This window comes from Ruminococcus sp. Marseille-P328 (assembly GCF_964249465.1).
GTDB classification, from domain to species: domain Bacteria; phylum Bacillota; class Clostridia; order Lachnospirales; family Lachnospiraceae; genus Blautia_A; species Blautia_A faecis.
In genome coordinates, this window is the sequence record NZ_CAXUBQ010000039.1 from 1 (window position 1) to 19,388 (window position 19,388).

At 43.5% G+C, this 19,388-nt stretch carries 19 protein-coding genes and 3 pseudogenes; 20 read left to right on the top strand and 2 right to left on the bottom strand.

The window, feature by feature from the left end; translation table 11 throughout:
* Nucleotides 1-455: 455 nt before the first annotated feature.
* On the top strand, nucleotides 456-884 hold the full coding sequence (rplM, locus tag ACESTK_RS19080) for a 50S ribosomal protein L13 (RefSeq protein ID WP_117853326.1): 429 nt from the start codon (nucleotides 456-458) through the stop codon (nucleotides 882-884).
* Nucleotides 885-901: 17 nt separating this feature from the next.
* Nucleotides 902-1,294, top strand: a complete 393-nt coding sequence (rpsI, locus tag ACESTK_RS19085) for a 30S ribosomal protein S9 (protein WP_118580486.1) — start codon at nucleotides 902-904, stop codon at nucleotides 1,292-1,294.
* A gap of 743 nt (nucleotides 1,295-2,037) precedes the next feature.
* Here the strand turns inward: rpsI and ACESTK_RS19090 are convergent.
* The gene (locus tag ACESTK_RS19090; protein ID WP_373120516.1) at nucleotides 2,038-3,471 is read right to left on the bottom strand and encodes an ATP-binding protein; all 1,434 of its coding nucleotides are present in this window, start codon (nucleotides 3,469-3,471) and stop codon (nucleotides 2,038-2,040) included.
* A 144-nt stretch (nucleotides 3,472-3,615) separates the two neighbouring features.
* Here ACESTK_RS19090 and ACESTK_RS19095 point away from each other — a divergent pair.
* Nucleotides 3,616-3,984, top strand: a pseudogene (locus tag ACESTK_RS19095) (relaxase/mobilization nuclease domain-containing protein); the annotation flags it as partial.
* A gap of 9 nt (nucleotides 3,985-3,993) precedes the next feature.
* On the opposite strand, the gene ACESTK_RS19100 reads toward ACESTK_RS19095, so the two are convergent.
* A complete protein-coding gene (locus ACESTK_RS19100) occupies nucleotides 3,994-4,167 on the bottom strand; it encodes a DUF6783 domain-containing protein (protein WP_373120524.1) in 174 nt (57 codons plus the stop codon).
* On the opposite strand from ACESTK_RS19100, the gene ACESTK_RS19105 reads away from it, so the two are divergent.
* The 17 genes and pseudogenes from ACESTK_RS19105 to mobQ all read left to right on the top strand — a co-directional run bounded on the left by ACESTK_RS19105 (nucleotide 4,087) and on the right by mobQ (nucleotide 19,355).
* Nucleotides 4,087-4,326 (top strand): DUF6783 domain-containing protein, encoded by a 240-nt coding sequence (locus tag ACESTK_RS19105; RefSeq protein WP_373120525.1) that lies wholly within the window; start codon nucleotides 4,087-4,089, stop codon nucleotides 4,324-4,326. The genes ACESTK_RS19100 and ACESTK_RS19105 overlap by 81 nt on opposite strands.
* Before the next feature lie 243 nt (nucleotides 4,327-4,569).
* Complete coding sequence (locus ACESTK_RS19110) at nucleotides 4,570-4,863, top strand: response regulator (protein WP_226837023.1); 294 nt, start codon at nucleotides 4,570-4,572, stop codon at nucleotides 4,861-4,863.
* A 359-nt stretch (nucleotides 4,864-5,222) separates the two neighbouring features.
* Complete coding sequence (gene cas9 / locus ACESTK_RS19115) at nucleotides 5,223-8,858, top strand: type II CRISPR RNA-guided endonuclease Cas9 (RefSeq protein WP_373120517.1); 3,636 nt, start codon at nucleotides 5,223-5,225, stop codon at nucleotides 8,856-8,858.
* A gap of 168 nt (nucleotides 8,859-9,026) precedes the next feature.
* Nucleotides 9,027-9,389 (top strand): hypothetical protein, encoded by a 363-nt coding sequence (locus ACESTK_RS19120; protein ID WP_005422970.1) that lies wholly within the window; start codon nucleotides 9,027-9,029, stop codon nucleotides 9,387-9,389.
* Between the two features lie 210 nt (nucleotides 9,390-9,599).
* A pseudogene (locus ACESTK_RS19125) lies at nucleotides 9,600-10,582 on the top strand (DUF6017 domain-containing protein).
* Nucleotides 10,583-10,605: 23 nt separating this feature from the next.
* On the top strand, nucleotides 10,606-10,824 hold the full coding sequence (locus ACESTK_RS19130; protein WP_005422968.1) for a DUF5348 domain-containing protein: 219 nt from the start codon (nucleotides 10,606-10,608) through the stop codon (nucleotides 10,822-10,824).
* Between the two features lie 97 nt (nucleotides 10,825-10,921).
* Nucleotides 10,922-11,398 (top strand): PcfB family protein, encoded by a 477-nt coding sequence (locus ACESTK_RS19135; protein ID WP_373120518.1) that lies wholly within the window; start codon nucleotides 10,922-10,924, stop codon nucleotides 11,396-11,398.
* Nucleotides 11,395-11,919: pseudogene (locus ACESTK_RS19140) on the top strand (type IV secretory system conjugative DNA transfer family protein); the annotation flags it as partial. The gene ACESTK_RS19135 and the pseudogene ACESTK_RS19140, both read left to right, overlap by 4 nt.
* 70 nt (nucleotides 11,920-11,989) lie before the next feature.
* Nucleotides 11,990-14,377 carry a recombinase family protein gene (locus tag ACESTK_RS19145; RefSeq protein WP_004612921.1) on the top strand — a complete coding sequence of 796 codons (2,388 nt, stop codon included), beginning with the start codon at nucleotides 11,990-11,992 and terminating at the stop codon, nucleotides 14,375-14,377.
* 2 nt (nucleotides 14,378-14,379) lie between these two features.
* The gene (locus ACESTK_RS19150) at nucleotides 14,380-14,727 is read left to right on the top strand and encodes a TnpV protein (RefSeq protein WP_004612920.1); all 348 of its coding nucleotides are present in this window, start codon (nucleotides 14,380-14,382) and stop codon (nucleotides 14,725-14,727) included.
* Between the two features lie 17 nt (nucleotides 14,728-14,744).
* Nucleotides 14,745-15,017, top strand: a complete 273-nt coding sequence (locus ACESTK_RS19155) for a DUF6809 family protein (protein WP_004612919.1) — start codon at nucleotides 14,745-14,747, stop codon at nucleotides 15,015-15,017.
* Between the two features lie 109 nt (nucleotides 15,018-15,126).
* The gene (locus tag ACESTK_RS19160) at nucleotides 15,127-15,423 is read left to right on the top strand and encodes a hypothetical protein (RefSeq protein ID WP_004612918.1); all 297 of its coding nucleotides are present in this window, start codon (nucleotides 15,127-15,129) and stop codon (nucleotides 15,421-15,423) included.
* Nucleotides 15,401-15,691, top strand: coding sequence for a hypothetical protein (locus ACESTK_RS19165; RefSeq protein WP_004612917.1), 291 nt, complete (start codon nucleotides 15,401-15,403; stop codon nucleotides 15,689-15,691). The genes ACESTK_RS19160 and ACESTK_RS19165 overlap by 23 nt, the downstream gene beginning before the upstream one ends.
* 200 nt (nucleotides 15,692-15,891) lie before the next feature.
* On the top strand, nucleotides 15,892-16,509 hold the full coding sequence (upp, locus tag ACESTK_RS19170) for a uracil phosphoribosyltransferase (RefSeq protein ID WP_004612916.1): 618 nt from the start codon (nucleotides 15,892-15,894) through the stop codon (nucleotides 16,507-16,509).
* An 18-nt stretch (nucleotides 16,510-16,527) separates the two neighbouring features.
* Nucleotides 16,528-17,085 carry an HD family hydrolase gene (locus ACESTK_RS19175; protein WP_004612915.1) on the top strand — a complete coding sequence of 186 codons (558 nt, stop codon included), beginning with the start codon at nucleotides 16,528-16,530 and terminating at the stop codon, nucleotides 17,083-17,085.
* A gap of 86 nt (nucleotides 17,086-17,171) precedes the next feature.
* Nucleotides 17,172-17,477, top strand: a complete 306-nt coding sequence (locus ACESTK_RS19180; protein ID WP_004612914.1) for a DUF3847 domain-containing protein — start codon at nucleotides 17,172-17,174, stop codon at nucleotides 17,475-17,477.
* Nucleotides 17,478-17,762: 285 nt separating this feature from the next.
* A complete protein-coding gene (gene mobQ, locus ACESTK_RS19185; RefSeq protein ID WP_004612912.1) occupies nucleotides 17,763-19,355 on the top strand; it encodes a MobQ family relaxase in 1,593 nt (530 codons plus the stop codon).
* Nucleotides 19,356-19,388: the final 33 nt, after the last annotated feature.

The window sequence follows — 19,388 nt, forward strand, 5'->3', positions numbered from 1 at the left end:
AATATAACAAGCCCCAGCAAAAAGCCGGGGCTAATACTTCAATTATTTTAGGACATTTTCAAAAACGCTTGACAGAGAAAATTTATAAAATGCCTGATTAAAGTGTGTATAAATTGTTGTTCCAAAAGACACCTGTTGTGGATGGGCGTGTATAAGGTGGATGCAGCAAGCAGGCTTTGTGGAAAAGCTGATCAGCAATCCAGGAAGAATGTGGAAAACTTTTTGAAAAAAAGATGGAAATATGGGGAAAAAGTGGTTGACAGAAACGGAGGCTTATAATATAATAACTCAATGTGACGTAGTGCGAGATACTTTAGCCAATAGCCCCGGCGACGGTATTTATCAGCGGTTTCGGACATTTCCGCAGTAATTGCACCATCGTTTCCATATTACTAACATATGCGAGAATTCGCATTTATACAAACAATCGTTGATAAATAACAGGAGGTAAAACCATGCAGACTTATATGGCTAATCCAGATAAAATCGAGAGAAAATGGTATGTAGTTGACGCTGAAGGCTGCACCCTTGGCCGTCTGGCTTCTGGCGTAGCAAGCGTTTTAAGAGGAAAGAACAAACCTCAGTTTACACCACACGTTGACACAGGTGATTATGTAATCGTTGTTAACGCTGACAAGATCAAAGTTACAGGAAAGAAAATGGATCAGAAGATCTACTACAATCACTCTGATTATGTAGGTGGAATGAAAGAGACTACATTAAAAGAGATGATGGCTAAGAAACCTGAGAAAGTTGTTGAGCTGGCAGTTAAAGGTATGCTTCCAAAAGGACCATTAGGAAGAGAAATGTACACAAAACTTTTCGTTTATGCCGGACCTGAACACAAACATGCGGCTCAGAAACCGGAAGTTTTAACATTTTAATTAGGAGGTAGAAAACATTGGCTAGCGCAAAATTCTACGGAACAGGAAGAAGAAAAAAATCAGTAGCAAGAGTTTACCTTACCCCAGGTACTGGTAAAATCACTATCAATAAAAGAGACATTGATGAGTATTTTGGATTAGACACACTTAAAGTTATCGTTCGTCAGCCACTGGCTGCTACCGAAACAGAAGGAAAATTTGACGTACTTGTAAACGTACATGGTGGCGGATACACAGGACAGGCTGGTGCTATCAGACATGGTATCTCCAGAGCACTCCTTGAGGCAGACAAAGAGTACAGACCAGTTCTTAAAGCAGCTGGATTCCTTACTCGTGATCCTCGTATGAAAGAGCGTAAGAAGTACGGTCTCAAAGCAGCTCGTCGCGCTCCACAGTTCAGCAAGCGATAATCGACTGCTCAGACTATATCAAAATGGTTCAAAAACCCCGGAAAATCAAGGCTTTCCGGGGTTTTCTTATACCTAAATGGGCTGATATAGTTTGACCTAACGAGAGCCGTTTTCACCCAATTTTTAGTGGTTAAATATAGGACAACCGGCAAAAAAGGGGTCAAAAAACGGTCTTAGTGGTTAAAAAATAGGACAAAAGATTCCGGCATTAGAAAGGGCCGTCACTTTATGATTTTGAAGTGGCGGCTTTTTCTATTTCCAGAAGCAACAGCAACAATTAGAAATGAGGTGAAGTCAATGAACACGCAAATCATTGCCATTGCCAACCAGAAAGGCGGCGTTGGTTATGAAAAGTAAGTTATTATGCAAAGTGGAGCCCACACTTTGTTGATTATATAAAGTGTACGTCCTATTTCCCAGATATGCAAAGATACGGTACAGCACATCAGTATTGAAACAAGAAAAATTGAATACTTCATAGACTACGGAACGCACAATATCAGCGTTCCTTTTCAAAACCTATTATTGAACGATATGCTTTCTCAAAAATTTCATCACATTTATGTGAATTTTGTATTCCTTTAAAATAAAAACATCGTTTTCTTCTTGCTCGCAATGAAACATTTCAGCTCTAAGACAAATTGCCTTGTAAAAATGAAAGAAACGGCATAGCCGAAGCTATACCGTTTTTTCATCTTAGAATATTTTCTTAACTGGACACCCCGAATGACCTGCTTTTCATTTTACTCGGTACGAACGGTAATATATTTTTGATGTTTACTTTTCGGTTTATCTGGAAGTGTCATTTTGAGTGTTCCATTGTTCAATAGCGGACGCAGATATTTTTGTGTAAAGTTTTTTGTGTTTTTGTATCCACAGTGTTCTGCGATTTCTAATTTTGAATGTGGTTCTATGCAAAATGCAAGGATTTTATCATGGGTTGCATCATGGGGTGCATCATGGGTTGTATCATAGGTTGCGTCATAGGTCTTATCATGGGTCGTTTCTATGATAGAAGGACTATGATGGTAATTTACATTTTTCAAGATAACTTTAAAATCTGTCGCTGTTGAGGAAAATTCGGGCTTATATGCCTCTGTGTATCCAGGCAGCTTTTCAGTTTCACTGACGATTTTGCGCAGACCACTTCCACGGCGTTCCATGTACTTCATGCGGTGGAACAGGTCAGCGATCACAGGGTTTCGTCGCATCGAACGAATACTGTAAATATCGTATTCCTGAATTGAGCCGCCGCCAAACATACCGCCAGGAGATGTGATTTCCACCCGATCATCAAACATATCAATATGGATTTCACTGCCAAGCACAATATAATCACGATGGATAAGCGCATTGACAAGAGCCTCTGTCACAGCTCGTTCAGCATAATCCGGCTTGTCTACACGATACTGTGCCTCTTTGACAAAACGGACTTTGGAATTATTGCGAATAAATTCACTGCCGCTTTTCAGTAGATAAATCAGATTCCCTTCGTATTCTTTATCGTCCAGCGCATCATCAAAGATAGAGCCTTTTTCCAAGCCATTCCACCGGGTACAGAACATACGGGAGTTATAAACTGTGTGCTGATCGGTCATGAGCTTTCCGGCATTGGTCAGGAACCCATTTTTGTCAGCCAAACCGAAGGAGACATAATCGGATGGCTCGAAGCGGAGGCCGGTTCGTTCCAGATAGGTTGCCTCCAGGAGTGTGAAGCTGTAATCCTTTTTCACAGCTTCTGTTGTTAAGGTGTCAAAGGACTGATTGGTTCCCTTTAAGATCAGTTCATTCACAATGTAATCCGGTGCAATTACGCTTTCATTTCCAACACGGATGTATGCTTCCATTACTCCGTCTGCCTTGTAATAGTATGGGGTGCTGCGGCCAGGAGAAACCTCCAGAGCCAACAGGTTTTTACCATCTTCCTGCAATGGCTTTAAGATAAACTGCGGTAATGGTGTGATACGTTCTTTGATTAAGCGGCTGATCGCTTCAGCATCCTTTTGAACATCTGACAAGCCGATAGGCTCCCGGTTATCAGAGACTCCGAAAAACAGAGTGCCGCCGATCCCATTGGAAAAGGCACTGACACTTTTTAACCAGCTTTTTGGCTTTTTTGTTTCGAGAGCAACTTTGAAATCACATTCTGTTGCTTCAGCAATGAGCTGTTCTATCATAGAAATCCCTCCTTTGAGGTTGTAGAATGTTCTTTTTTATTATACCCAGCGGAGAAAGTTATTGCAACGATAGAAGCAAAGAGTTCAGCGAAAACAAAAATATTTATGAGAGGAGGATCTTCTATTATGGCAACTACAAGAATCATGCCGCTTCATGTTGGCAAGGGTCGCACAGAAAGTCGGGAAATCAGTGACATCATCGACTATGTAGCAAATCCACAGAAAACAGATAACGGCAAGCTCATTACCGGCTATGCGTGTGACAGCCGGACTGCGGATGCAGAGTTCCTTCTGGCAAAGCGGCAGTACATTGCCGCTACCGGACGAATGCGCGGTGCAGATGATGTGATTGCCTATCATGTGCGCCAGTCCTTCCGCCCCGGCGAGATTACTCAGGAAGAAGCTAACCGGCTGGGTGTGGAATTTGCCAAGCGATTTACCAAAGGCAATTATGCCTTTGTGGTCTGCACTCACATAGACAAGTCGCACATTCATAATCACATTATCTGGTCATCGGTCAGCTTAGAATATGACCGGAAATTCCGAAACTTTTGGGGCAGTACTAGAGCCTGTTTGAAAAATCATTCCCGCAATCTGCACGCTCCACTTTGCGGTATATTTCACCCGAATTCGGTTGTCGTAGCCCGTTACGACGCCCTCATCCGGGCAAAATCTCCCACAAATTGTGACACACATCTTGCAGAAAGCCTTTTTCAAACACGCTCTAAAGCAGTTAAATCATCAATCGGCATAATCATTCACCTCAAATATATTTTATCGTTCCGATTTGCACAAAGGAATAACCTTATTGTACCTGCAAAGCAGTATGATTATGCTGATTTTGTGAGGAGATGAACGAGGACAAAGTTATATTGATCGAGTAAAAAAATTATAATATACTCTGCGTTACCGCTTAGAATAAGACACCATTGTATTTGTGGTTGTATCAGTGATGCTGAGAAGTGGACTGGTATTTGACTAATTTACCAAACTACAAAAAAACTCTTGTTGCTGGATGAACGTTTCTTAAACATAAGGGAAATAATGCACTTCATCATAAATTCAAAAAACTATGTTATTTTATAAATTGGAGGTGGAATGATGCAGAAGATTTTAATTGTCGAAGATGATATTGACATTCAGGATATATTGAAAAACCATCTGATTGATGCAGGCTATGAAGTTGCTGTTGCTTCTGACGGCGTGGCGGGGATTGCAATGTTTGATGATACAATCGACCTTGTGCTGTTAGACATCATGCTCCCTAAAATCGACGGCTATGGTGTATGTGAGGTCATTCGCAAAAGGTCACAAGTCCCTATTATTATGCTTACTGCGCTTTCGGATGAAGAAAACCAGTTGCGGAGGAGGGGGTATAATGATACCGGATGAGACTGTCAGTAAGCTGTGGAATCACCCGGAAAGAATAAAAGAGTCTAAAAGTCTTTTTCGGAAGGGGATTCTGAGCTATAGGACTGTTTTTGATCTGAAAAGTGCAATCAGCATGAAATGTAAAGCTTATACAAATGTGATAAAAATAAATGAAAATACATAAAAGTAATGGTTGAAATGCCTAAGACATGATAGAATAATAGAAAATAAAAAAGCCGTGAAACACGACTTTTTCTGCCGCACCCTGCGGCGTCAGATGACGGTTTCGGGTTTCCCCTTATTTGAACTCGTCTTGTTAATACAGTATCACCATAGCATCAGATAGCGGGATTGTCAACTATATTTTGAGAGGATTTCCTATGCATACAGATAAAAAAGCAGATTATTACGTGGGACTGGATATGGGTACCGGCTCCCTGGGTGGCGCGGTTACCGATCCGCAATATCATTTAATGAAAGTGAAAGGAAAAGATTTCTGGTTTGTCAGAGAATATGAGTCGGCACAGCCACAGCTGGAACGGAGAACACACAGAATCTCCAGAAGAAAATTACAGCGTCATCAGGTAAGAATCGGATTACTCCGGTCTTATTTTGCCGAGGAGGTGCTGAGACACGATCCACTCTTTTATATCCGCCAGGATAACAGCAAATATTACCGGGAAGATAAAGATCCCAGACTGACGACAAAAGACAGTCTGTTTGCAGATCCTGGTTATGGAGACAAAGAGTATTATAAAGAATATCCAACGATTTTTCATTTGCGACAGGCGCTTTTAAAAGATAAAGTAGCAAGCGAGGAACGATATTCCAGACTTTTGTATCTGGCACTGATTCATCTGTTTGAACACCGGGGACATTTTCTTCTGAATACAGACTCTGGTGATTTGAATGCGGATATGGTAAAGGATGCCGGAGAAACGGTGATGAATTATATCTGCGAGTCTATAGAAGAAGAGAGTAGTGATGTTTCTTATAAGCAGATCATAGAGAAACTGGCAGATAAAGAAATTTCCAGAAGTACCAAAAAAGATAAGATAGCTTCTCTGTTGGGAATAAAGAGATCGGATAAAAAGCAGATGGAGTTGGTCAAGTGTTTATGCGGTATGGATGCGGATGCCAGAGTAATGTTTCAAATGGAAGCAGATGAAAAGATAAAAGTAGCATTTCAACAGGCGTCTTTTGAAGAAGAAAAAGGGGAAATCGAGGCGGCTGTTGGGGAAGAGTATTTTTTTATCATAGAAAGTATGAAACAACTGTATGATTACAGTCAGCTGCAGGCTGTGTTAAAAGGATTCGATTATCTTTCAGATGCCAGAGTAGCGATGTATAACAAGCATAAGGAAGATCTGAGACTTCTGAAAAAAGTGTATAAAAGAGATCTTGGTCAGGAAGCATATGACCGTATGTTCCGTTCCAGTGAAAAAGGAAGCTATTCTGCGTACTGCAATTCTCTGAATTCTACAGATTCGCTGGCGGCAGAACAAAAATATAGAAGAAACATGAAAAACGTGAAAGAACGTGGAAAGGGAGATCTGCATGACCGAATCAAGAAAGATCTGAAAAACCTTGCTAATGAAGAAACAACAGTTATTTTAAAAGAAATTGAACTGGAACAGTTTCTGCCCAAACAGATGACCGGAGCCAATGGAGTAATCCCCAATCAGGTACATCAAAAAGAGATGAAAAAGATTCTTGAGAATGCGGAAAAACATCTGGATTTCCTGAAAGAAACAGATGACAGCGGTTATACGGTTTCCGAAAGAATCCTGATGCTTTTTTCCAGAAATATTCCTTATTATGTAGGACCGGTAGGAAACGGATCAAAGACCGGCTGGGCTGTGCGCAGGGAACAGGGGCAGGTACTTCCCTGGAATATGGAACAAAAGATTGATATGAATGCGACATCCGAACGTTTTATTACCAATCTGATCCGTGAGTGTACCTATCTTTCCGGAGAAAAAGTACTGCCGAAGCAATCCTTGTTATATGAGGCATACTGTGTACTGAATGAAATCAATAATCTGCGGATCAATGGAAAACGTATCGTTCCGGAAGTAAAGCAGGATATCTATAAAGAATTATTTCAGGGTGTCAGACTGGGAAAGAAAGTAACCAGAAAAACACTTTGTTCCTATCTGATGAACCGGGGAATTTTGAAAGATGAGTCAGAACTTTCCGGTATAGATAAAGAAGTGAATGCCTATCTGTCATCTTATGGAAAAATGTATGCAGTCTTTGGCGAGCGGATGAGAGAAGAAGTAATACAAGGGGCAGCAGAAGAAATCATTTACTATGGAACTATTTACGGAGACTCGAAACGGATGTTCCAGAAAAAATTAGATCAGTATATCTCCAGTGGAATTCTTACGGAAAGTCAGGCAAAGAGAATCGCGGGTTACAAATTTAAAGACTGGGCAAGAATTTCCAAAAGTATGCTGTGCCTTTCTGGGCGTGATAATAGGACCGGGGAAATCCTTTCTCTGATTCGGGCAATGTGGGAGTATAATCTGAATTTTATGGAACTGCTCCACAGCGAAGAATTTACTTTTAAAGAAGAATTAGAAAAAAGAAAGCAGACGATACAAAAAACACTGAGTGACTTCCAGTTTGAGGATTTGGACGAATATTACTACAGTGTACCGGTGAAGCGGATGATCTGGCAGACGGTTCAGGCATTAAAAGAGATCACACAGATTATGGGGCATTATCCGAAACGAATTTTTATAGAGATGACCAGAACAGATGAAGAAAAAGGGGAACAGGGAAGAAAGAATTCCAGAGAAAAAAGACTGTTAAAGCTGTATGAGAATATCAAGGACGGAAGAAATTGGGAAACAGAAATAAAAAATGCCAGTGCATCCGGCAAACTCAACAGTAAAAAGCTGTACCTGTATTATCTACAGATGGGAAAAGATGCTTATACGGGCAATGATATTGATATCGAGGATTTGTTTAAAGATAACAGATACGATATTGACCATATTTATCCAAGAAGTTTAACCAACGATAACAATATGGAAAATAATCTGGTACTGGTGTCGAAAAAGATCAATGAGGAGGATAAACAGAATGATTCTCTGGTGCCGAAAAAGGTAAGAGAGAATCCAAAGGTCCGGGAACTGTGGGCAGTTCTTCATAAAATGGGATTTATGAACGATGAAAAATATAATCGTCTGACGTCGAATGAAAAACTGACAGATGATCAGTTGGCAGGATTTATTGAGAGACAGCTGGTGGAGACAGCGCAGGGGGCAAAGGGAATCGCAGACCTTCTGAAATCTTTAATGCCGGGAACGGAAATAGTGTATGTAAAAGCGAGAAATGTATCGGATTTTCGGAAAGAATACAAGATGCTGAAAAGCAGACTGATAAATGATTACCATCATGCACAGGATGCCTATCTGAATATTGTGGTGGGAAATGTTTATTTTACGAAGTTCACCAGAAATCCTCTGAACTATGTGAAGAAGGAAGCACGGCGTGACGGCAAAAATTACAATTATAATCTTTACAAAATGTACGGTAAGGATGTAGTAAGAAACGGAGAAATTGCGTGGATTGCATCTAAAAATCAAGAACCGGGAGCGATTCGTCTGGTAAAAGAAGTGATGGAGAAAAACACTCCGATGATTACAAGGCAGACATTTGAACAAAAAGGGGAACTGTTTAATCTTCAGCCAGTAGGAAAATATTCTGCAAAAGCAGAAAATTATGTACCGTTGAAAGCAAAGGATGAAAAACTCCAGGATGTAACAAAATATGGTGGATATACTTCTTTGAAACCGTCTTACTTTGTTTTCTTCGAACATGGATCGGAAAAGAAGAGAAAGAAATGTTTTGAAGTAGTACACAGTTATTATGCTTCACAGATAAAAAATAAAGCAGATCTGACAAAGTTTCTGGAAGAAAAGGGATATAAAAATCCACGGGTGATTGCAGAGAAAATCAAAAAGAATGCGCTTATAAAATATAATGGATATTTTTTATTGATTTGATAGACGCCAAACCTTTTATAAGTCCTCACAAATGTTTATAAACCAATGTGAAAATGGCTTAAAATCAAGGTTTTCCGCATATCTTCATTTTTCTTGTCATATCTCCGCATAAGGTGTTTTTGTAAGACCGGGCACCATTTTAGCACCACAGAATATAAGGAGGACGACATGAAAAACGAACTTTTGACTAAGGGTATTATACTTCCGTCCGGCGAAATCGGCAAGGATAAGATAAACCTTGTCGCCGGGGCAATCACGCAGCCGTTCGCGGAAATGGTATGGGTAACGACAGGCGGCGACATGGAAACAATCAACCGCCTTACCAACGTACTTGTAACCATGAACAACCCCACCGACCGGGGCAAGCTGTTCAAAATCATCAAACTGCTTTATGGGCTAATGGGCTTGCCTTTTTCAGAGGAAGCCGAGCCTATGGACGCAGACCCCGACGTTTTGGAATACTTCATCTTTTCTTTCATGGCAGACTTTGGAGAAGTCATGCAAGAACTGATAGCAGAAGAAATGAAATAGCGACCCGCACAGCGGCGTTTCTCACTCTCTCACTGGGAGAACAGGAACGCCGCTATTTTTATGCCCTCATGTTACGCAGTAGGGGCAAAAAAAGCCTTGATTTATCGGGCTTACAGAACGCAAAACAGAGGAAGCAAGGAAAAGATACCTTACCCCTCAAAATCCGCGTTCTACTGCGCAACAAATCTAAAGCAAAGGAGTGATGAAGCTATGGCAGTTTTCCGTGTGGAACGCAACACAGGCTACACCGTAATGAGCAACCACCACTTACGCAATAAGGAGCTTTCCTTAAAGGCAAAGGGGCTGTTATCTCAAATGCTGTCCCTGCCGGAGGATTGGGATTATACCCTTTCGGGGCTGTCCTACATCAACCGGGAAAGTATCGACGCTATCCGTACCGCCGTTTGGGAGCTTGAAAAAGCCGGATATATCACAAGGCGGCAGGACGCGACGAGAAAGGCAAAATGACCGCTATCGAGTACACCATTTACGAACAGCCGCAGCCGCCGGAATTGGATTGCCCGGTATTGGAAAATCCAACAGCGGATAACCCGATATTGGAAAATCCGACAACGGATAATCCGACGTCGGAAAATCCAACGCAATTAAATAAAGATATACAAAGAACTAACTTACCAAAAAAAGAAAAATCAAATACGGATTTATCAAGTACCCATTCCATTCCTATCCATTCCCTAAATCCCTTGCCTTATGGCGAGGACGAAACGGCACAGCCGCCGGAACGGAAAAGAACGGAAAGGAACGACGCTTACAGAGTGTATGAGGAAATTATCAAAGACAATATTGCCTATGACATTCTCTTACAGGACAGAAGCCTTGACCGCGACCGTCTGAATGAAATTGTTGACCTCATGCTTGAAACCGTCTGTACGGCAAGAAAGAAAATCCGTATTGCCGGGGACGATTACCCCGCCGAGCTTGTGAAGTCAAAGTTTATGAAGCTGAACAGCGAACATATCCGCTTTGTGCTTGACTGTATGCAGGAGAACACCACGAAAATCCGCAACATCAAGCAGTACCTAAAGGCGGTGCTTTTCAATGCCCCGTCTACCATTGACAGCTACTATACTTCCCTTGTCGCTCACGATATGGCAAGCGGCGCGCTTGCACCGAGAAAGCCAAAGTACGGCGACCTGGACTATTACACCTACAACGAGGGCGAAAGCCTGTAAACGAAAAAAGGAGGATTTACCACATGGCACAGAAAACAGGAGCTTTGATTTTTGATGAAACCGCTGACCGCTACGACATTCGCTTTGACATTGCCGACTATTACGGCGGCTTGCATTGCGGCGAGTGCATGGACGTATTCACAGGCGGCAAATGGAAGCCGACCCGGATTGAGTACGGGGACAACTGGTATCTTGTAGGTATTCGCGCCGAGGACTTGAACGGGCTGCGGGTGCGGATTTAACGGGGCGGCGTGAACAACGGACGCCCTTTTTTCACGCCCAAAAGCGGCGTACCACCCTAACACTATCATTACTACCGGGAAAGGAGGACGGTAAACATTGCAGGACGAAATCAACGAAAAAGTGGTTGCGCTCTCGGTCAAGGGAGCAAAGCTGACCGCTGAAATGCTGCAAAAGGCAATCAAAGCCATGCTTGCACAGGCAAAAAAGCAGCAGGAAAAACAGCCCCACGGGAAGCAGACGCTAAAGCAGCTTGCGAAGCAGAACGCGGGGCTTTCCAACATTGAGATAACTGAGGGCAATATCAAAGCCTTTGAGCAGACGGCAAAAAAATACGGTATCGACTTTGCCCTAAAGAAAGACAGCACCGAAACGCCGCCCCGTTATCTTGTATTTTTCAAGGGGCGGGACGCGGACGCTCTGACCGCAGCCTTTAAGGAGTTTTCCGCAAAGAAGCTGACACATGAGCAAAAGCCCTCTATCCGAAAGGCACTTGCCACATTCCGGGACGCAGCAAAGCAGCTTAATGCGAACCGTCAAAAGACAAAACACAAGGACAGGGAGGTATCGCTATGAAGCCGAATATCAAGAAGTTGCTTATCCTAAACGCCCCCTATCTGCTCTTTGTGTATCTCTTTGATAAAGTCGGACAGGCGGTGCGGCTCTCGCCGGGGGCTGGCCTCTCCGGCAAGCTGCTTTCCATTGGCAGCGGCTTTTCCGCTGCCTTTTCAAATGCCCTGCCGAGTTTTGCCCCTATGGACTTGCTTATCGGCATTGTCGGGGCTGTCGTTATCCGGCTTGCGGTCTATGTGAAAGGCAAGAACGCAAAGAAATACCGTAAGGGCATGGAGTACGGCTCTGCACGTTGGGGCAATGCCGAGGATATAAAGCCATATATCGACCCCATGTTTGAAAATAACGTGCTGCTGACGCAGACCGAAAGGCTGATGATGTCAAGCCGCCCGAAGCACCCGAAATATGCACGAAACAAAAATGTGCTTGTCATCGGCGGCTCCGGCAGCGGCAAGACGAGGTTTTTTGTAAAGCCCAACTTAATGCAAATGCACAGCAGCTATGTAGTCACTGACCCGAAAGGTTACAATATACCAAGATAGAAAAAGGTAGCGTTTTATCAACGCTAATTACATACAGAAGGGAGGCAAAACCGTGGCAAAGAAAGAAGAAATCAAAATCACAGCTCTATACGAGCGATTATCCAGAGACGATGAACAGGCTGGCGAATCGAACTCCATCCTAAATCAGAAAAAGTATCTCGAAGAATATGCCCGACAAAAGGGACTGAGAAATATCCGCCATTTCTATGACGATGGCTACTCAGGCACGAATTTCAACCGCCCCGGCTTTACCGCCCTGCTGGAAGAAATCGAAGCCGGACGGGTGGACACTCTGGTAGTAAAAGACCTTTCAAGGTTTGGCAGAAATTACCTGCAAGTCGGCTATTACACAGAGATTGTATTCCCGAAAAAGGGTGTTCGCTTTATCGCTATCAACAACAATGTGGATAGTGCCAATCCAACCGAAAATGACTTCACACCGTTTTTGAATATCATGAACGAGTGGTACGCCAAAGACACCAGCAACAAAATCAAGGCTGTCTTTAAGTCCAGAATGAAAGAGGGACTAAGGTGCAGCGGTGCTATCCCCTATGGCTACAAGCGTATCAACGGAGATAAGCAGACCCTTGTTGTGGATGAACCGGCTGCTGAAATCGTCAGAAAGGTGTTCCGTCTTGCCTGTCAAGGTATGGGCGTGACGGCGATTGCGGAACAACTGACCGAAGAAAAGGTGCTGATACCATCTGCATATACGGCAAAGTATTTCCCCGAAAATTGCAGAAACAGGAGCTTCAGCGACCCTTACCGTTGGAACGCAAATACGATTGGTCATATTCTGGACAGGCAGGAATATCTCGGTCATACCGTGTTGGGCAAATCCATCTGTGAGAACTTCAAGACAAAGCAACGCAGAGCCGCAACGCCGGAAGAACTGATGATATTCCCCGATACCCACGAAGCCATCATTGACCAAGACACATGGGACATTGCCCAGAAGCTCCGTGTTCGTGCAAAACCGAGAGCCGCAAACGGAACTTATTCCCACCGTTTGTCCGGCATGATCTATTGTGCGGATTGTGGTTCACGAATGGGATTCATCAGCCCCGAAGCAAGGCAAAGCGGAAAACATTATGATTCCGATTCTGCTTTTCAATGTGGCAATTATCGAAATCAGAACAATGAATGTGTTTCCCACTTCATTAAAACCTCTGCTCTGGAAGCGGCGATTTTGCAGGCAATCAAAGCGGTCAGCCAATATGTCATTGAGAACGAAGCAGAGTTTATTTCCCAGCTCAAGACCGTATGGAATGAGAGCAAATCCAAGTCAGCCAACAACGGACAGCAGGAAATTGACGAAGCCAAGAAACGAATGGCTGAACTGGATGCAAAGATACAGAAGCTCTATGACAGTGCCATCAGCGGTCTGTTGCCGGAGCGACAGGCACAGCGAATGATACAGCAGTACGATGAAGAACAGCTTATGCTGGAAAAACGAGTTGAGGAATTGCAGGGACAGATACAAGAGGAAGAAGTTGAGAAAATCGACACCAACCGCTTTATCGCCTTAGTCAACAAGTACCGAAACTGCGAGGAACTGACGGACACCATGCTCTATGCCTTTATTGACAGAGTGGAAGTCCACGAAGCCACAGGTGGTCGCACCGTTTACCGTCAGCAGAATATCGACATTTATTTCAACTTCATCGGCAACTACTATCCCCCTGTTGAAACTGTTTCCGAAGAAGAACGCATTGCCGCCATCGAAGCCGAGCAGTTGCGAAAGAAGCAGGAAAAGGCGAAACGAGCCGCAGAGGTTCAGAAACAGAAAAAAGCAGCATTGATGAAAGCTGTTGAAGCCGGAGACCCGGAAGCTATTGCTGAATATGAACGCAAACTTGCCTTGCAGCGTGAGCGAAACCACCGCAGACAGCAGAAAATCAAGGAAGCCAGAGAAGCCGACCCTGCCTATATCGCCCAAATGGAAGAAAAGGAACGCTTACAGCGTGAAAAGCTACTGGAAGCGGAACGCAAACGGACAGAACGAGCCAACAGGCAAAAGAAACTTTCCCGAAAGGAGCTGAAAGAAGCCGCCAAGACAGACCCGAAAGCCGCCGAGGAATGGCAAGCCTTGAAAGAAAAAGAAGCCGTAGCCAGACAGCGAAAAAAGGAGCGTGAGGAAGAACGCATGGCGGCAGACCCCGAATATGCCGCTATGATGGCAGAACGCAAGGCTGAATACACGAGGACAAGAACTGCCAAGCGACAGGCAGAGCGTGAAGCCCTTGTAGAGCTTGCCAAGACCGATGAAGAAGCAGCAAAGAAGCTGGCTGAAATGCGAAAGTATCAGAGCCAAGCTACTGTCAGAAGCTATCAGAAAATGAAAGCCGATGCAGAAGCCGGAGACCCCGATGCAATCAAACGCTATGAAACTACCCTTGCCAAACGCAGGGAAGAATATCACAGAAAGAAAGGTGCTTGAATATGGAACTGAATTTTATCAAATGTGGAGACTACTACATCCCCGACATCAAGCTGAAAAATCCGAATATCCGTCTTGGCAAGTGGGGACGGATGCGAAAGGAGTATCTGCGACTGGCTAATCCAGTCCTGTTCTCCGACATGGTGCTGAATGAAACTCTCTATGAGCATTGTGCGGAGATTGAGGAAACCGCCAAGAAGCGTATGGAAATCATCGTGCCACAGCTTGCAAAGGCATACGGCGTGACGGAGCAGCTCAAAGCCGAAAATCAAATCGAATGGGTTCGCCAGATGAACGCTTGTGTTGCACAGGCTGAGGAAGCCATCAAGGGCGAGCTGATTTACTGCTGAGAAAGGAGCGTGAATTTATGATTTTAGAAGCAATCTTCAATGGAGAGATTTATCCGGCAGAAACGGTAGTACCGAAATCAGAGAAGTTTCGGGAAGCAGGACAGGCAATCGCAGACATCATGCGATACTTTGAGCAGACATTGAGCAAAGAAGATTATGCGAAGCTGGATAAGCTCAATGACAATTTTGCAGACTGCCAGACTATGCAGACCGAGGAACATTTCAAGTATGGTTTTACAATGGGCGTTCTGCTGATGAAAGAGATATACGAACTGCCCGACTTTAAGTAAAAAAGTCAAGTGCAGAACCAACAATTTAATATCGTGAGCAAAGCGACAGGTATTTCTATTCTGAGTATCTGTCGCTTTTATTTTATCAACTATCAAGGAGGACTTTTGAATGAAAATGAACCTGAAGGAAATGAAAACCCTGTATACCTTTGGCTGTCCGAACCGTGAAGCAACGGTTGAGCGTTTGCGTTATGTAGCTGCCCTTACTCCTGATCCGGCGGCAAAGAAACTGTTCTATATGCTGTCGGTCAAGCTGAGTGACGAGAAGTGCGACAAATGGTATCGTCGTTTCTACTACAATCTGCGTTTGCAGATGCAGGAATACTACCAGCACAAGGCAGTCATTATGGATAGCTACTGGAATCATCACATGGAGAAAAGTTATGGCGAAGCTGACGAAGTATGAAAAAGAAACTATCATCCTCTTTAATGAGGGCGAGGACACAGCCAGTATCTACACCTACAATGCCAGCCTGCGAAAGCGACTGGCATTGTTCAGTAAAAAGCACCCCGATCTCTGCCGACTGGAAAAATCCCATGAGCAAGGCGGTGTGACTTATCTTCTGGACAAGTCCAGACTTTCTATCCGTCTGCAACCGCCGTACAGCGAGGAACGCAGACGAAAAGCAAGCGAGAACGCCAAGCAAAACGGTTTCAATAGCCAGATGGAATGATGTAGCATTTTGGGTTGATTTGCGGTCAAAATGTCGGGTCTGCACTTGATGTTTTCTTTGGCTGTTAGCTGAAAAATACAGATTATATGAGGTGTACAATGTTGAATTAGAAATACAGATATGATATACTTCGAGTAAGGACATAGTCCTGCAATTATAAATTATAAACATAAGCTGTATACGGAAAGAAGGATTTTGATATGAATTATAAGCATCCTAATTTATTCGTTATGATACCATACGAAGAACGCAATAGAGTATCAGGCTATTTTGATTTAAGCGTTGTTGGAGAAGAATATGCAAAGTTACTTGGTGATTTAACAGATGAATTATCAACATATGCCGTGTCTAAAAATGATGTTGGAGAAAATGCTGTAATTATCCCAATACTGAGAGCAGGAATGTCTATGTCAAATAGATTGACAAAAAGGTTGCCTAAAGCAGATGTTGCACGAATTAGCATGAGACGTAATTTGCATACATTAAAACCATTTGTTGCTTGGGATGAATTTGAACAGATAAAAGAACCAGAAAGTAAAAGAGTTTTTATCACAGATCCGGCACTTGCTACAGCTGGTAGCATTTTGAAAACACTGGAACACATGAAAAAGTATGGTTTCAAAGATGAAAATGTAGTTATTATGGCAATGTTCGGATGTCAATCTGGAATAGAACGAATTTTTAAGGAGCATCCAGAAGTGAAGCTATTTTTAGTCCATATGGCAGACGGAATTAGAGAAGATGGGTATTTACTGCCGTATAATGGAGATACCGGAGATAGATTATATGGAGTAAGAGAAAATGAATATGTAATTTGATAATGTGGAGGTAAAATTATGAATTCCAGAGAATTATTAAATGCGCTAAGTGTCGCTGAGCGTTTAAAAGATACGACAAGGCATTGCTATACATCGAAAGGAAGACACGAGAGTGTAGCAGAACATAGCTGGATGATGACGCTGATGGCTTTTTTTATGCGGGATGAGTTTCCAGATGTTGATATGGATAAAGTTATTCGTATGTGTATTATTCATGATTTGGGTGAATGCTTTACAGGAGACATTCCTACCTTTGATAAAAAGCAAGTGCATGAGGATATAGAAGAAAATTTACTATTTAACTGGATAGATACGTTACCGTCTTATTATGCAGAAGAAATGAAAGCTCTATATAATGAGATGACAGAAAGAAAAACTGTCGAAGCTAAGATATATAAAGCTATTGATAGCTTGGAAGCTTTAATTCAGCATAACGCTTCTGATTTATCTACATGGATTCCGAAAGAGTATAAATTAAATTTGACTTATGCAGATGACCGAGTGAGTTTTTCAGAATATCTTACTACATTACGACAAGCTATACGAGAGGATACACTTGCAAAGATAGAAAAATAGTTATAAGTATTGTCTAAGCCAAAGGCGATCAACCGTAAAAAGTTGGTCGCTTTTGTTTTATCCATTATTGCGAAAGGAGCTTGTCTATGAGTAAAGAAGAACTGGAAAAATTGGAGCGTGAGAAATATGTGGTCGAGCGAAAGCTGACCGCAGCCATGCACAAGGAAAAGCGATTGCAGAGCGAATTAAAGAGGTTGACCCGAAGTGAGCGAACCCACCGCCTTTGCACTCGTGCCGGAATGTTGGAAACCTTTTTGAAAGAGCCGACCACTCTGACCGATGATGATGTGATGGAGCTTTTGACTTTCATCTTTCACAGCGAAGCGGTTCAAAAGAAGTTGGATTTGCTGATTGCGAACCGAAAGGAATTGGGGCAGCCGAACGGGAGCTAAAAGACCCTTTTGGAAAAAGGGCGCAATTATACACCACCTAAAGGTTGTGCATTGCGTTCTGCCGAAAGCCCCTTGCAGGGAGCTGATGATTTCCGCAGTCTGCTCCAATCATACAGGGGAAGCTACACTTCCCCTGCGTTGGCTTTGCCAACTACCCCTTTGTGGACTTGCCGCCGGGAAACGATTGCAAGCAATCATTCCCCGACAGCAAGTTTATATTCCACCACCTGACCGCTGCTGAAAAGTATCGGTCATTTTTTTGCACCGAAAGGAGGTTCACACAAATTGCCAGTACCCCACTTCAATATCAAAATCACTCAGCGAAGCAAAGGCAACTCTGCGGTTGCCGGAGCTGCCTACCAAGCCGGAGAAAAGCTGTTTTCCGAGTATGACCAGAAAACCAAGAATTACACTTGCAAAAAAGAAGTGGTCTATACGGAAATCATGCTGCCCCCAAATGCTCCACCCGAATATGCAGACCGAGCAACCCTCTGGAACTCCGTTGAAGAAATCGAAAAGCAATGGAACTCACAGCTTGCAAGACGGTTTGTTGCCGCCCTGCCCAGAGAAGTCCCGATGGAGCTGTTACCGCAGATGGTCAAAGAATACTGCGAGGAACAGTTTGTTTCAAAGGGAATGTGTTGTGATTTCGCAATCCATGACCCCGATCCGCCGGGACACAATCCCCATTGCCATTTCATGCTGACCATGCGAGCCATTGATGAAAATGGAAAATGGATGCCTAAGAGCCGCAAGGTTTATGACCTTGACGAAAACGGCGAGCGTATCAAGCTCCCATCCGGCAGATGGAAAAGCCATAAGGAAGATACCGTTGACTGGAACGAACAGTACCATGCCGAGGAATGGCGGCATGGTTGGGAAATTGTTCAGAACAAATATCTGGAACTTGCCGGAAGTCCAGAACGGATTGATATGCGTTCCTATGAAAGACAGGGACTTGACATTATCCCGACAGTCCACATGGGAACGGCTGTCTCTGCGTTGGAGCGAAAAGGCATTGCCACCAACATCGGCAATCTCAACCGAGACATTAAAGCCGCCAACCGCATGATGAACGCTATCCGCAGCACTATCAAAAGTCTGCGTGACTGGATTGCTGACATTCTGGAAGCCACCAAAGAAGTCATTGCAGAAAATGAAGCGGAAAAGAAAAATGCTTCTCCGAACCTTGCCGTTCTACTGCGTGATTATCTGAATCTGCGAAAGGCAGAGCGTAGCGAATGGTCGAGATACGGACAGCAGAAAGGCACGACCGATGATTTGAAAACCATTTCCCAAGCGACCGTCTATCTACAACGGCATGAGCTTTTCACGCTGGAAGATTTGGACATTGCCCTGCAAGGGGTGAGTGAAAAGGCTACTGCCATTCGTGAAGATATGCAGAAAGCCGCTAACCGCATGAAAGCCATTACCGCCATTCAGACCGCCGTTGCTGATTGTGAAAAGCATAAAGCAGTCCATGACAAGTATATCAAAATCGGCTGGAAAATCCGAAAGGAAGCCTATGTCGAAAGTCATAAGGACGAGCTGACCGCTTTTAATAAGGCATACCGCATTCTGAAAAAGCATGGTGCTGATTTGAATGTGGATTTGAAAGCCTTGCAAAAAGAATATGACGGTCTGCGGACTACTCACGCTGATCTGAAAGAACAGCTTGCCGCAGTCAATGAAGAATTGAAGCCGATGAAAGATATTCGCTACTGGGTTAGCAAGGTTCTATCGCCGGAACAGACGGGAGAGAAACAGCCAGAGCCGAAGCATTCTCTCAAAGAACGCTTGCAGTATGAGCAGGAACAGAAGAAACAGAAACAGGTGCAGAAAGCACCCAAGCAGAAAAAACAGGATATGGAACTTTAACAGGCACTTGCCGTTTTCATTTGGAAAATAGCA

Coding starts and splice junctions, on each gene's coding strand:
- ACESTK_RS19090 (WP_373120516.1), bottom strand. CDS start 3,471: ATGATAGAACAGCTCATTGCTGAAGCAACAGAATGTGATTTCAAAGTT.
- ACESTK_RS19160 (WP_004612918.1), top strand. CDS start 15,127: ATGAAAATGAACCTGAAGGAAATGAAAACCCTGTATACCTTTGGCTGT.
- ACESTK_RS19120 (WP_005422970.1), top strand. CDS start 9,027: ATGAAAAACGAACTTTTGACTAAGGGTATTATACTTCCGTCCGGCGAA.
- ACESTK_RS19150 (WP_004612920.1), top strand. CDS start 14,380: ATGGAACTGAATTTTATCAAATGTGGAGACTACTACATCCCCGACATC.
- ACESTK_RS19110 (WP_226837023.1), top strand. CDS start 4,570: ATGATGCAGAAGATTTTAATTGTCGAAGATGATATTGACATTCAGGAT.
- ACESTK_RS19165 (WP_004612917.1), top strand. CDS start 15,401: ATGGCGAAGCTGACGAAGTATGAAAAAGAAACTATCATCCTCTTTAAT.
- ACESTK_RS19175 (WP_004612915.1), top strand. CDS start 16,528: ATGAATTCCAGAGAATTATTAAATGCGCTAAGTGTCGCTGAGCGTTTA.
- upp (WP_004612916.1), top strand. CDS start 15,892: ATGAATTATAAGCATCCTAATTTATTCGTTATGATACCATACGAAGAA.
- ACESTK_RS19100 (WP_373120524.1), bottom strand. CDS start 4,167: ATGTGTGTCACAATTTGTGGGAGATTTTGCCCGGATGAGGGCGTCGTA.
- cas9 (WP_373120517.1), top strand. CDS start 5,223: ATGCATACAGATAAAAAAGCAGATTATTACGTGGGACTGGATATGGGT.
- ACESTK_RS19180 (WP_004612914.1), top strand. CDS start 17,172: ATGAGTAAAGAAGAACTGGAAAAATTGGAGCGTGAGAAATATGTGGTC.
- rplM (WP_117853326.1), top strand. CDS start 456: ATGCAGACTTATATGGCTAATCCAGATAAAATCGAGAGAAAATGGTAT.
- ACESTK_RS19130 (WP_005422968.1), top strand. CDS start 10,606: ATGGCACAGAAAACAGGAGCTTTGATTTTTGATGAAACCGCTGACCGC.
- ACESTK_RS19155 (WP_004612919.1), top strand. CDS start 14,745: ATGATTTTAGAAGCAATCTTCAATGGAGAGATTTATCCGGCAGAAACG.